The sequence below is a fragment of the Rhodococcus sp. ACPA1 genome (assembly GCF_002300195.1).
Classification (GTDB): Bacteria; Actinomycetota; Actinomycetes; order Mycobacteriales; family Mycobacteriaceae; genus Rhodococcus_F; species Rhodococcus_F opacus.
On the sequence record NZ_NSDX01000011.1, the window covers coordinates 123,392 to 136,644 of the forward strand.

Annotated in this window: 10 protein-coding genes; 3 read left to right on the forward strand and 7 right to left on the reverse strand. The window is 67.9% G+C overall.

The genetic code is table 11. The features are described 5' to 3' along the window. Positions 1 to 32: 32 nt before the first annotated feature. Positions 33 to 1,766 (forward strand): malto-oligosyltrehalose trehalohydrolase, encoded by a 1,734-nt coding sequence (gene treZ, locus CJ177_RS36945; RefSeq protein WP_095870130.1) that lies wholly within the window; start codon positions 33 to 35, stop codon positions 1,764 to 1,766. Here treZ and CJ177_RS36950 read toward each other — a convergent pair. Beyond that, positions 1,733 to 3,298, reverse strand: a complete 1,566-nt coding sequence (locus tag CJ177_RS36950) for an MFS transporter (protein WP_095870131.1) — start codon at positions 3,296 to 3,298, stop codon at positions 1,733 to 1,735. The two genes, treZ and CJ177_RS36950, sit on opposite strands and share 34 nt — an antisense overlap. 126 nt (positions 3,299 to 3,424) lie before the next feature. On the opposite strand from CJ177_RS36950, the gene CJ177_RS36955 reads away from it, so the two are divergent. Further along, complete coding sequence (locus tag CJ177_RS36955) at positions 3,425 to 3,949, forward strand: TetR/AcrR family transcriptional regulator (RefSeq protein ID WP_095870132.1); 525 nt, start codon at positions 3,425 to 3,427, stop codon at positions 3,947 to 3,949. Positions 3,950 to 3,953: 4 nt separating this feature from the next. On the opposite strand, the gene ilvA is transcribed toward CJ177_RS36955, so the two are convergent. The 3 genes from ilvA to CJ177_RS36970 are packed head-to-tail and all read right to left on the reverse strand — an operon-like array spanning position 3,954 to position 7,614. After that, positions 3,954 to 5,306, reverse strand: a complete 1,353-nt coding sequence (ilvA, locus tag CJ177_RS36960) for a threonine ammonia-lyase IlvA (RefSeq protein WP_025432865.1) — start codon at positions 5,304 to 5,306, stop codon at positions 3,954 to 3,956. 43 nt (positions 5,307 to 5,349) lie between these two features. After that, the gene (locus tag CJ177_RS36965; RefSeq protein WP_005247584.1) at positions 5,350 to 7,125 is read right to left on the reverse strand and encodes a pyruvate dehydrogenase; all 1,776 of its coding nucleotides are present in this window, start codon (positions 7,123 to 7,125) and stop codon (positions 5,350 to 5,352) included. A 54-nt stretch (positions 7,126 to 7,179) separates the two neighbouring features. Next, positions 7,180 to 7,614 (reverse strand): nitroreductase family deazaflavin-dependent oxidoreductase, encoded by a 435-nt coding sequence (locus CJ177_RS36970; protein ID WP_005247586.1) that lies wholly within the window; start codon positions 7,612 to 7,614, stop codon positions 7,180 to 7,182. A 171-nt stretch (positions 7,615 to 7,785) separates the two neighbouring features. Between CJ177_RS36970 and CJ177_RS36975 the strand changes: the two genes are divergently transcribed. Beyond that, the gene (locus CJ177_RS36975) at positions 7,786 to 8,022 is read left to right on the forward strand and encodes a hypothetical protein (protein ID WP_005247587.1); all 237 of its coding nucleotides are present in this window, start codon (positions 7,786 to 7,788) and stop codon (positions 8,020 to 8,022) included. A gap of 3 nt (positions 8,023 to 8,025) precedes the next feature. Here CJ177_RS36975 and dnaE read toward each other — a convergent pair whose 3' ends face one another. The 3 genes from dnaE to CJ177_RS36990 form a co-directional block, all read right to left on the reverse strand. After that, positions 8,026 to 11,562 carry a DNA polymerase III subunit alpha gene (dnaE, locus tag CJ177_RS36980; RefSeq protein ID WP_061044203.1) on the reverse strand — a complete coding sequence of 1,179 codons (3,537 nt, stop codon included), beginning with the start codon at positions 11,560 to 11,562 and terminating at the stop codon, positions 8,026 to 8,028. Between the two features lie 98 nt (positions 11,563 to 11,660). After that, positions 11,661 to 12,578 (reverse strand): EamA family transporter RarD, encoded by a 918-nt coding sequence (gene rarD / locus CJ177_RS36985; RefSeq protein ID WP_061697440.1) that lies wholly within the window; start codon positions 12,576 to 12,578, stop codon positions 11,661 to 11,663. Continuing rightward, positions 12,575 to 13,252 carry a hypothetical protein gene (locus CJ177_RS36990; RefSeq protein WP_005247593.1) on the reverse strand — a complete coding sequence of 226 codons (678 nt, stop codon included), beginning with the start codon at positions 13,250 to 13,252 and terminating at the stop codon, positions 12,575 to 12,577. The genes rarD and CJ177_RS36990 overlap by 4 nt, the downstream gene beginning before the upstream one ends. Between the last annotated feature and the right edge of the window lies 1 nt (position 13,253).

The window sequence follows — 13,253 nt, forward strand, 5'->3', positions numbered from 1 at the left end:
CACGGCCCGCCGCGTCGAGGCATGCTGATCGGGTGCACACATTCGAGGTATGGGCCCCGATTCCGGAATCCGTTTCTGTGGAGGTCGACGGCCGACGCCACGACATGACCCCGTCACCGGACGGATGGTGGCGAGCCGACGTCGACGCGTCGCCGGATTCCCGGTACGCGTTCCTCCTCGACGACAGCGACACCCCACTTCCCGATCCCCGGTCACCGCGCCAGCCCGACGGAGTCCACAGTCCGTCGCAGCTCCACACCCTCGACGAGAGTCTCTGGACCGACTCGCGGTGGACCGGGCGGCAGCTCGCCGGCTCCGTCGTCTACGAATTGCACGTCGGCACGTTCACCCCGGAGGGCACGTTCGCAGCCGCCGTCGACAAGCTCGACCATCTCGTCGCCCTCGGCGTCGATTTCGTGGAACTGATGCCCGTCAACGGGTTCAACGGGACCCACAACTGGGGATACGACGGCGTTCTCTGGTACACCGTGCACGAGGGCTACGGCGGACCGGACGGGCTGCAGACCCTCGTCGACGCATGTCACGCCCGCGGTCTCGGCGTGGTCCTCGACGCCGTGTACAACCACCTCGGACCGTCCGGGAACTACCTCGAACGGTACGGGCCGTACCTGGCACAGGGCGCCAACACGTGGGGCCGGAGCATCAATCTGGACGGACCGGACAGCGGCGAAGTCCGCCGCTACATCATCGACAACGCGCTGCGGTGGTTCCGCGAGTTCCACATCGACGCGCTGCGCCTCGACGCGGTCCACGCGCTCGTCGACCACACCGCCACCCACCTTCTCGAGGACCTGGCCATCGAGACCCGCCGGCTGTCTGCGCACCTGAGACGGCCGCTGACGCTCATCGCCGAGAGCGACCTCAACGATCCGCGCCTGATCACGTCGCGGTCGGCAGGCGGCTGCGGCCTCGACGCCCAGTGGGACGACGACGTGCATCACGCCATCCACGCCGCGGTCTCGGGCGAGAGGCAGGGCTATTACGGAGATTTCGGTTCGATGGCCTGCCTCGCCGACACCCTGCGCCAGGGGTGGTTCCACGCGGGCACGTTCTCGACGTTCCGCGGTCGCACCCACGGCAGGCCGCTGGACACCCGCCGGACCCCGGCCAGTTCGCTGGTCACGTACACGTGCACGCACGATCAGATCGGCAACCGGGCGATCGGCGACCGCCCCGGCACGTATCTCGATTCCGGGCAGCTCGCCGTCAAGGCCGCGCTCGTGCTGTGCTCGCCGTTCACGCCGATGCTGTTCATGGGTGAGGAGTGGGGGGCGAGCACCCCGTTCCAGTTCTTCACCTCCCACCCCGAACCGGAACTCGCGCGGGCGACGGCGGAGGGGCGCAAGGCCGAGTTCGCGGAGCACGGCTGGAGCACGGACGATGTTCCCGACCCTCAGGACCCGGAGACGTTCGAGCGGTCGAAGCTCGACTGGGACGAACTGGTCCGCGAACCGCATGCCCGGCTGCTCGACTGCTATCGCTCGTTGCTGCACCTCCGTCGGGAGCGCGCCGAGCTGACGGATCCGTGGCTCGAGAACCTGTCCGTCGACTACGACGAGGCGGAGCAGTGGATCGTGGTGCACCGCGGTGCACTTCGTCTCGCGTGCAACCTGGGCGCCGAACCGGTGAGCGTCCCGGTCGGCGGCTCCCCCGTGCTGTGGTGGGAGCCGCCGACGCAGGACGAGACCGCGTCGGCGACGGTGCTACCGGGTCACTCGTTCGTGGTGCTCGACAGCTCACCCTGACGGTCGCGCAGCATCCGCAGGACGAGGATGGCGGTCGCGAACAGGATCACGGCCGTCGCGCCGGCGGCGACATGCATGCCGTCGACGAACGCCGATTGCGCGGACTCCAGGAACACCGTCCGGGCCGTCTCCGGGAGGTGCTGGGCCTCCGCGACGGCGGCACCGAGCGTGCCCTGCGCTGGCTCGACCTGTTCCGGCGGCAGCATCGACGTGTCGAGGCCGCTCCGGAAGATCGCCATGACGACGCTGCCGAGCACCGCGACACCGAGTGCGATGCCGAGTTCGTATGCGGTCTCGGACACCGCGGAGGCCGCGCCGGCCCGTTCGGGCTCGACGGCGCTGACCACGAGGTCGGACGTCAGGGTCAGTGCGATACCGACACCGGCGCCTGCGAGGCCGAAGCCGATCACGAACATCGTCGGGGCACCGTCCACACCGAGCGTCAGCATCAATGCCGCACCCACGGCCGCGATCGCGAGACCGCCGCCGAGCACGTGCGAGGTGGCCCACCGGCGCACCATCCAGGCCGCCGCGAGTGCGGTGATCGCGCTCATCAGCATGCCGGGCAGCATCAGCACACCCGATTCGAACGCGCTGTTGCCCAGCACCAACTGCAGGTACTGCGAGCCGAAGAACAGCACACCGGCCAGCGCGAAGATGGACAGCAGGTTGGTGAGGACAGCGGTCGAGAACGCCGGCTTGGCGAACAGGCCGATGTCGATCATCGGGTCCTTCATCGCCTTCTGCCTGCGCACGAACACCACACCGGACACGACGCCGACGAGTCCGACGGCGAGGAGCACCGGGTCGACACCGTGCACCACGGTCTCCTTGACCGCGTACACCAGCGGGAGCATCGTCGTCATCGACAGCGCCGCGCTGATCAGGTCGAAGCGTCCCGGGGCGGGGTCCTTCGACTCGGGGATCACCAGCGGTCCCACCGCGATCAGTACCAGCATCACCGGGATGTTGATCAGGAACACCGAGCCCCACCAGAAGTGCTCGAGCAGCCAGCCGCCGATCAGCGGGCCCGCCGCGGTGCCGCCACCGGCCATCGCACCCCACACGCCGATGGCGAGGGTCCGCTGGCGGGGGTCGACGAAGATCGTGCGGATCAGACCGAGCGTCGCGGGCATCAGTGTCGCACCCGAGATTCCCTGCAGAACGCGGGCCGCGATCAGCATCTCGGGTGTCGGCGACCACGCCGCGATCAGCGAGGCGATGCCGAATCCGGCGGCGCCGAGGAGCAGCAGACGACGCCGCCCGATCCGGTCGCCGAGCGTACCCATCGTGATGAGCAGGCCGGCGAGGACGAACGAGTAGACGTCGATGATCCACAGCAGCTGCGTGCTGCTGGGCTCGAGGTCGGCGCTGATGAACGGCAGTGCGAGGTCGAGCACGGTGCCGTCGACGGCGATCAGGAGGACGGCAAAGGCCAGGACGACCAATCCGAGCCAGTCTCGGCGTGATGCGGAGGACTGACCTGGCGCGCCGTAGGCGTCGTTGATCCCGCGATCCGTGGAGACAGACATTTATCTTCCTGCGACTTTCCGATTCGTGAGCTGGCACGGGGATGAACCGTCCAGCCGGTACAGTTCCGTTACATTACCGTGAACCGTCCGGACGGTAAAGTTATTTCCCGGGTACAGTCCCTCTCCATGGCTGCCGGAACGCGCGATCGAATACTCGACGCCCTCGAGAAGCTGCTGCTCGACGTGGGGATAGCCCAGGTGACCCTCGAATCCGTCGCCGCGGAGGCCGGGGTGTCCAAAGGCGGACTGCTCTACCACTTCCCCAGCAAGGAAGCGCTGCTCGCCGCCATGGTGCGCCGGCTCGGCGAACGGGCGGACGCCCAGCGCGCCGACGCCGTCTCCGGCGGCACCTCGCTGTCCGAGTGGTATCTGCAGGTTCCCGATGCGAGCACCACCGAGGAACTCGCCCTCTACCGTTCGACCATCGCCGCGCTACGGAGCGTCGACGGTCAGCACGACGAGATCCAGAAGGCCGTTACCGAAGTGATGCGAGGCTGGGACGAAGGTCTCCAAAGCGAGATCGACGATCCCGTACAGGCTGAGATCGTGCGACTCGTCGGCGACGGGATCTACCTGTCCGCGCTGCTCGGTCTCCCCATGCCCGAGCCCGAGCTGTACAACAAGGTGGTCGCGCAGCTGCTGCAGAAGTAGCGGCTCAGGTGAGGTAGCGGTACGCGGGGCTCCCCGGCTCCAGGCGTTCCACCTGCATCCGGGACTGCTCCATCCGCTCGAGCAGCTCGCCGAGCCCCTCGGCCTTGCCGAGTTCGATACCCACGAGGGCGGCGCCGGTCTCCCGGTTGTTGCGCTTCACGTACTCGAACAGGGTGATGTCGTCCTCCGGGCCGAGCACCTCGTCCAGGAAGCGGCGCAGCGCGCCCGGCTCCTGCGGGAAGTCGACGAGAAAATAGTGCTTCAGGCCGAGATTCACCAGCGAGCGTTCCAGGATCTCGCCGTACCGCGAGACGTCGTTGTTGCCTCCGGAGATCAGGCACACCACCGTGGAACCCGGCTCGAACGTGATGTTGCCGAGGGCCGCCACCGACAGCGCGCCCGCGGGCTCGGCGATGATGCCCTCGTTCTGATACAGCTCGAGCATCGTGGTGCACAGCGCACCCTCGTCGAGGTTGGCCATCACGAAGCTCTCGGGATCGAGCCGGATCGTGGTGGACCGGTCGGACTGGCCCAGCGACGTGTGCGTCACCACCTCGGCGCCCAGGGCGGACACCACGGCGTAGGGAAGGTCGCCGACCCGCTTCACCGACGCGCCGTCGACGAACGGATCAATCTCCGTCAACGTCACGGGACCACCGGCCACCAGCGCAGCCGTCATCGACGCCGCCCCCGTCGGCTCCACCCCGACGATGGCCGTGCGGGGTGCGTGCGCACGCAGATACGTGGCGATGCCGGCGATGCATCCGCCGCCACCGACCGGGACCAGCACGGAATCGGGGGCCGCACCGAGCTGGGCGAGGATCTCGGCGGCGATGGTGCCCTGTCCGGCCGCGGTGCGGGCGTCGTCGAACGGCGCAACCATCGTCGCGCCCGTCCGCCGCACGTCGGCGGCGGCCGCAGCGGCAGCGGCGTCGTACGTCTCCCCCGTCAGGATCAGTTCGACGAACTCACCGCCGTGCGCACGGATGCGATCACGCTTCTGCTTGGGGGTGTTCGACGGAACGTAGATGCGGCCGGTGATTTCCATCGTCCGGCAGGCGAACGCGACACCCTGCGCATGGTTGCCCGCGCTGGCCGTCACCACTCCGGCCGCACGCTCGCCGGCGTCGAGCTGGGCCATGAGGTTGTAGGCGCCGCGCAGCTTGTAGGAGCGGACGACCTGCAGGTCTTCGCGCTTGAGGTAGACGTTCGCGCCGGTCAGCGACGACAGGCGATCGCTGCGCTGCAGCGGGGTCGCGTCGATCACGTGGGAAATTCGCTCGATGGCAGCGTCGATGTCGCCCACCGTCAGGGGCGAGGTGATGTTCTGGGCTGCGGTATCGGGCGATGTGGACACCCGGATATGTTCCCACTCTCCAGCCATGGGATACCAGTCGGGTTCAGCCGCGCGGATCGAACTGGGACGGTCGCGGCACGTTGCGGACGTTCGACTTCGCCATCTTCACGGCCTCGCCGACACCCCCGTTCATCACCATCTTCGACAGCGCCAACGCGAAACCGGTGACCTGCCCGCCCGTGATGGTCGGCGGCAGTGACAATGCCAGCGGGTCGGTGACCAGATCGACGAGCGCCGGTCCGTCGTGATCGAACGCCTGCCGCAGACCCGATTCGATGTCGGCCGGATCCTCGATCCGGCGGGCGAAGATGCCCAGTGCCGACGCCACCGCCGAGTAGTCGACGGGCGCGACGTCCACCCCGAAATCCGGCAGCCCGTCCACCAGCATCTCCAGCTTGACCATACCCAGAGTGGAATTGTTGAACACCACGATCTTGACCGGGAGACGGTACATCGCGACCGTCACCAGTTCTCCCAGCAGCATCGACAGCCCGCCGTCGCCCGACACGGACACCACCTGCCTGCCCGGCGCGCACACCTGGGCGCCGATCGCGTGCGGCAGGGCGTTCGCCATCGATCCGTGCAGGGCCGAGGACAGGAACCGCCGCGACCCGTTCGGCGTCAGGTAGCGCGCCGTCCAGACGTTCGACATTCCCGTGTCGGTGGTGAAGATCGCGTCCTCGGCGGCGAGGTCGTCGAGGATCGACGCCGCATACTCCGGGTGGATCGGGATGCGCTGCTTCGCGGGTTTCGTGTACGCACCCACCACCTTGTTCATCAGCGTCCGGTGCTTCTCGAGCATGTCGTCGAGGAATCGGCGATCGTCCTTTCGCCGGATCAACGGGGCGAGGGCACGCAACGTGCTCGCCACGTCGCCGTGCACGGCCAGGTCGACGTTCGTTCTCCGGCCGATTCGCTGTGCGGCCCAGTCGATCTGCGCGGTGCGGACTCCGTCGGGCAGGAACTGGTTGTACGGGAAGTCGGTTCCGACGAGCAGCAGGAGGTCGGCGCCGTGCATGCCGTCGTGCGCCGCCCCGTATCCCAGCAGTCCCGTCATTCCGACGTCGAAGGGGTTGTCGTACTGGATCCATTCCTTGCCGCGGAGCGTGTGGCCGATCGGCGCACCGATCGTGTCGGCCAGGTTCAGCAGATCCTCACGAGCCTCCCGCACACCCTCGCCGGCGAAGATCGCGACCTTTCCCGCCTCGTTCACGGCGTCGGCGAGCGCCTGCACGTCGGCCTGGTCGGGCACGATCGCCGGTACGCCGGTCCGCGGCACCGACGGCGCCTTCCCCTCGGCGGGGCGGTCCGCGATGTCGCCCGGAAGGGTGATCACCGCAACGCCGGACAGCGCGGTCGCGTGCGCGATGGCGGACGCCGTCACGCGTGGCGCCTGAGCGGGACTTCCGATCAGCTCCGCGTACCGGGAGCACTCGACGAACAGGCGGTCCGGGTGGGTCTCCTGGAAGAAGCCGAGCCCGATCTGCTCGCTCGGGATCTGCGCCGCGATCGCAAGTACCGGCGCCCCCGAGCGGTCCGCGTCGTAGAGACCGTTGATCAGGTGCAGGTTTCCCGGGCCGCACGAGCCGGCGCACACCGCCAGCTTGCCGGTGACCTGCGCCTCGGCTGCCGCGGCGAACGCGGCGGCCTCCTCGTGACGCACGTGGATCCAGTCGATTCCGCCCTTCGCCGCGCCGCCCGACCGCCGGACCGCGTCGACGACGGGATTGAGGCTGTCGCCCACGATTCCGTAGATCCGCTGGACGCCGGCGTCCTGGAGTTGACGTACCAGTTGATCGGCAACGGTTTTCGCTCTCATCGGGCCTCCGGTCGGGGGACGGTCGAACGGCGAAGGACAGCGGCGGTGCGGGCGTCAGGCGGGTTCGAGCACGAACACCGGGATCTCCCGATCGGTCTTCTTCTGGTACTCGGCGTAGTCCGGGAACGCGGCGACGGCGCGGTCCCACCAGGCGGTCTTCTCCTCGCCCGTCACCTCACGGGCCACCATGTCCTGTGTGGTCGAGCCGTCGCGGAGTTCGACGTGCGGCTCGGCCTTCACGTTGTAGTACCAGACCGGGTTCTGGGGTGCGCCGCCGAGCGAGGCGACGATCGCGTACGTCCCGTCGTGTTCGACACGCATCAACGGCGTCTTGCGGAGTTTGCCGGATTTCGCGCCGCGGGTGGTCAGCAGGACGACGGGCCTGCCGCCCAGCGTCGTGCCCTTGGCTCCATCGGTGGATTCCATCAACTCGGCCTGATCTGCTGCCCACTTGGACGGACTGGGCTCGTATTCACCTGTGAGTGGCATGCGTCCAGTCAACACCTGATCCGCGAGAACGCGCCACCGATTCCACCGAACGAGCGCACATGCGAAGACCCGCATCCGATTGTTCGTTGCGCCGAACTCCGGGTTCCGAGTACCCTGATCCCACGCGGGGGACGTCCGCTCCCCTGACCCGCGCCAGTGAGGTGACCTGCGATGACGACACATGACGCATGGGTGCGCCGCGGGGTTCGCCGCAGCGACCCCGCCCGGACCGTCGACATCGCCGGCGCCGAGTGGCCCCTCTACAAGCTCGAAGCGCTGGCCGTCGCGCTGCTGGTCTTCGTCACGATCCTCGTCGTCACCCAGACGCTGCAGGCGGCCGTCCTCACCGCCGCCGCGGTGGCCGTCGTGGTGTGGTGGGCGCGGCGCCTCTTCCCGCCGCGCCCCTAGCCGTCACACGGACAGGCAGCTCGGTCCGAGCAGCGCCTTGAGATCGCCCATCAACGCCGACGACGGTTCCACCCGGAGCACGTCGTCGACCTTCCACAAGGTGACCTCGGTGCCGCCGATCAACCGCACGTGGACGTCCGACGTGCCCGGATGGCGCGTGAGCACCTGACGCAACGCGCCGATCTTGTCCTTGGTGCACTGACGCAGCGGCAGACTGACCGCCAGCGGCTTCGCGACCCCCACTGCCGAGAGATCCGGCACCGCAAGGTCGTTGGCGATGAGTGAGATCCGATCGTCACGAATCGACACTCGCGCCTTGACGAGCACGACGGAGTCCTCCGTGACATCCATCCCGTAGACCGAGTAGGCCTGCGGGAAGAACAGCACCTCGATACCACCGGTCAGATCCTCGAGCTGCGCGGACGCCCAGGTGAGACCGTTCTTGTTGATCCTCCGGTTCACCGACGCGAGGATCCCGCCGACGGTGACCTGGGTGCCGTCCTTGATGTCGCCTTCGAGGATGGTCGGTATCGCGGTGTCGGACTGCGCCGACAGCACGTGTTCGACGCCGTTGAGCGGGTGCCCGGACACGTACAGTCCCAGCATTTCCCGTTCCAGCGCCAACCGGTGCTTCGAGTCCCACTCTTCCTCGGGGATCTTCACGTTGAACACCGAGGAGATCGACTCGTCGGCGTCGTCGCCGCCGAAGAGGTCGAACTGTCCGATCGCCTCCGCCTTCTTGGTGCCCATCACCGCGTCGATGGCGTCGGCGTGGACGAGCATGAGTCCCTTGCGCGGATGGCCCAGCGAGTCGAACCCGCCTGCCTTGATCAGCGATTCGGTGACCTTCTTGGAGCAGGCGGCGGCGTCGATCTTGTTGAGGTAGTCGGAGAAGTCGACGAACTTGGACTTCTCCTTGCGCGCCTTGATGATCGAGCCCACGACGTTGGCGCCGACGTTGCGGACGGCGCCCATGCCGAACCGGATGTCCTCACCGACGGAGGCGAAGTTGACCTCCGATTCGTTGACGTCCGGCGGCAGCACGGTGATACCCATCTTGCGGCAGTCCGCGAGGTAGATGGCGGCCTTGTCCTTGTCGTCACCGACCGAGGTGAGCAGACCGGCCATGTACTCGGCCGGATAGTTGGCCTTGAGGTACCCGGTCCAGAACGACACCAGGCCGTACCCGGCCGCGTGCGACTTGTTGAACGCGTACCCGGCGAACGGGAGGATGGTGTCCCACAGCGCCTTGATGGCGGGCTCGGAGAATTCGTTGGCGAGCATGCCCTCGCGGAAGCCGGCATACGCCTCCTCCAGCACCGAGAGCTTCTTCTTACCCATGGCTCGGCGGAGAATGTCGGCCTGTCCGAGCGAATACCCGGCCACCTTCTGAGCGATCTGCATGATCTGCTCCTGGTAGACGATCAGGCCGTACGTGTCGGCCAGGATCTCCTTCAGGGGCTCCTCGAGCTCCGGGTGGATGGGTTTGACCTCTTGCCGCCCGTTCTTGCGGTCGGCGTAGTCGTTGTGCGCGTTCATGCCCATCGGACCGGGCCGGTACAGCGCGAGCACCGCGACGATGTCTTCGAAGCCGGTGGGCTGCATGCGGCGCAGCAGGTCGCGCATCGCGCTGCCGTCGAGCTGGAACACGCCGAGAGTGTCTCCGCGGGAGAGCAGTTCGTACGTGGCCGGGTCGTCGAGCGCGAGGGTGTCGAGATCGAGGTCGATCCCCCGGTTCGCCTTGATGTTGTCGATGGCGTCACCGATGACGGTGAGGTTCCGCAGTCCGAGGAAGTCCATCTTCAGCAGGCCGATGGCCTCGCACGACGGGTAGTCCCAGCCGGTGATGATGGCACCGTCCTGGGCGCGCCTCCACACTGGAATCGCGTCCATCAGCGGTTCGGACGACATGATCACCGCGCAGGCGTGAACGCCGGCGTTACGGATCAGGCCCTCGAGCCCCTTGGCCGTCTGGTAGATCTTCGCGACGTCCGGGTTGGAGTCGATGAGGGCGCGAACCTCCACCGCTTCCTTGTAGCGCTCGTGGTTCGGGTCCGTGATGCCGGACACCGAGATGTCCTTGGCCATGATCGGCGGCGGCAGCGCCTTCGTGATCTGGTCGGCGATCGCGAAACCGGGCTGGCCGAACTGGACTCGGGCGGAGTCCTTGATGGCCGCCTTCGTCTTGATGGTGCCGAACGTGATGACCTGGGCGACGCGGTCGCTGCCCCACTTGTCCGTCGCGTAGCGCACCATCTCGCCGCGACGGCGATCGTCGAAGTCGATATCGATATCGGGCATGGAGACGCGTTCGGGGTTCAGGAACCGCTCGAACAGCAGACCGTGCGGGATGGGGTCGATGTTGGTGATGCCCATCGCGTAGGCGACGAGCGAACCGGCCGCCGAGCCTCGGCCGGGGCCGACGCGGATGCCGACCTCCCGGGCGTGGTTGATGAGGTCACCGACGACGAGGAAGTAGGCGGGGAAACCCATTTCGAGGATGACGCCGATCTCGTAGTCGGCGCGGGCGAGGTACTCCTCGGGGGGTCCGTCGGGGAACCGGCGATCCAGTCCGCGCATGACCTCCTTGCGCAACCAGGTGCCCTGCGTCTCACCCTCGGGGACCGGGAAGATCGGCATCCGGTCGTGGTGCGCCCAGACGTCGTCGTACGACTGGACCCGCTCGGCGATCAGCAGTGTGTTGTCGCACGCGCCGGGCACCTGGTCGTCCCACAGCGCCCGCATCTCCGCGGCCGGCTTCAGGTAGTAGCCGTCGCCGTCGAACTTGAACCGGGTGGGGTCGGACAGCGTCTTACCGGTCTGGATGCAGAGAAGCGCCTCGTGGTTCTCCGCGGCTTCCTTGGTGACGTAGTGGCAGTCGTTGGTGGCGAGCGGCGGAATCTCGAGCTTCTTGCTGATCTCGAGCAGGCCCTCTCGCACCCGTCGCTCGATCGAGAGTCCGTGGTCCATCAGCTCGAGGAAGAAGTTGTCCTTGCCCCAGATCTCCTGCCACTTGGCGGCGGCCTCGAGCGCCTCGCGGTCGTGGCCGAGTCGCAGCCGGGTCTGGATCTCACCGGACGGGCAGCCCGTGGTCGCGATGATGCCCTCGTGGTGGGTGGCGATGAGCTCTTCGTCCATCCGCGCCCACTTGCCGAGCTGGCCCTCGATCGACGCGAGCGAGGACAGCTTGAACAGGTTCCGCAGACCGGTCGCGTTCTCCGCGACCATCGTCATGTGGGTGTACGCACCGCTACCGGAGACGTCGTCGGACTTCTGGCTGCGGTCGCCCCACAGCACGCGCTTGGTGTTGAAGCGGGACTCGGGCGCGATGTACGCCTCGATGCCGATGATCGGCTTGATGCCCTGCTTCTTCGCGACGTTGTAGAACTCGCTGGCGCCGTACATGTTGCCGTGGTCGGTCATGCCGACCGCCGACATCCCCAGTCGCTCGGCCTCTTCGAACAGGGGGCCGACCTTGGCCGCACCGTCGAGCATCGAGTACTCGGTGTGATTGTGCAGATGTACGAACGAGTCAGCCACGTGCGCCTCTCTGAAGGTCTGGGAGCCTCACGAGTGTAGGCCCTCGGACCGACAGCACCGGTCGCCGACGGCGGGTGTCGGAGAAGTCGTGACGCGAGTTACTGGACGGGCGCCTGGGACGGTTCGGTATTTCGCCGCTCGCGCCGGACCCGTACCAGCGCATCGGTACTGAAGATCGCGAGTGCCACCCAGATCAGCGCGAAACCGATCCACCGCGACGCGGGCATGTCCTCGTGGAGAACGGCGACACCCCACGCCATCTGCAGCGCCGGCGTCAGGTACTGCAGCATGCCGAGTGTGCGCAACGGCACCCGTTGCGCGGCCGCGCCGAACAGCAACAGCGGCAGCGCGGTCACCGGTCCCGCGGCCAACAGCAACAGGGTGTGACCCATCCCGAACCCGAGGAACGTGCCTGCCCCGGTGAGGGCGAGGAACACGAGGTAGCCGATCGCGACGGGCGCGGCCACGATTCCCTCGGCGGTCAGGCTCGTCCGCGGGTCGAGCGGCATCACCTTCTTGCACAGCCCGTACAGCGCGAACGACGCGGCCAGGGTCAGCGCGATGTACGGCGGATGCCCGTAGTCGACGGTGATCACGATCACCGCGGCGGCGGCGAGCGCGAGGGCGACGATCTGGGCGGGGACGAGCCGTTCCCGGAAGATCAGGACCCCGAGCAGCACGCTCACCAACGGGTTGATGAAGTAGCCGAGCGCCGTCTCGACCACCCGGTCCGAGGTGACCCCGTAGATATAGGTGCCCCAGTTCACCGCGATGGCCGTCGACGCGGCCGTGACCAGCAGCCAGGTGCGCACACTCAGCCCGCGCAGCGACCGGAGCCGGCCTGAGACCGCGAGGACGACGAACATGAGCGCGAGCGTCCACACCACCCGGTGCGCGAGGATCTCCACCGACCCGGCCGGGCCGAGCAATCCGAAGAACGCCGGGAACGCGCCCCACAGCACGTAGGCGCCGACTCCGCAGGCGGCGCCCACGGTTTCCGCCTTCCTCGCCTTCACGAACCGCTCCCCGGGACGATGCCGTCGTCGGGGCCGGGCGCGACGATCTCGACCTGCTCCGGCAGCAGCGGGCGCACGGCGAACCGCCCGGCGACGGCGTCGGCTCCGAGTGCCTCGACCGCCCGGACGTCCGGGGCGGACCGCAGCGCGGTGAGGGCTTCGTGATCACCGCGGACGACGACACCGATCACGCACGCGCAGTTCCGGGCGAGTTCCTCCGACGACACCGCCGCGATCTGCGCCTGCCGCTCCGTTTCGCCCCTCATCGCCTGGGCGCGTCCGGCGGCCAGGACGCTCGCCCGTGCGAGCGCCGCATCGCCTGCCGCGACGGATACGGGAACGAGGGGTGTCTGCACCCGGTCCAGGGGCACACGGAAGAGCACCTGCGACACCCGGGTGCCGGACGCGGCGTCCCGGACGACCTCCGTCGTCACCGGACGCGTGAACGAGACCAGCGCCCAGTGCTCTCGGCGCGCGTCCGGCGCGTCGAGCGACCGGTCCGCCAGGGCCAGGTAGTCGGCCACCACTTCCCCGTTGTCCGGGCCCAGCGTGTCCGTCGACACGGGCGCCCGCCGGACAGGATGCAGTACTCCGAGCACGACCGTCAGCGCGATCAGGGCGGCGGCGGTGAGCACTGCCGGCACCGCGGTACCGCTCGGGTACGGGCGCCTCACC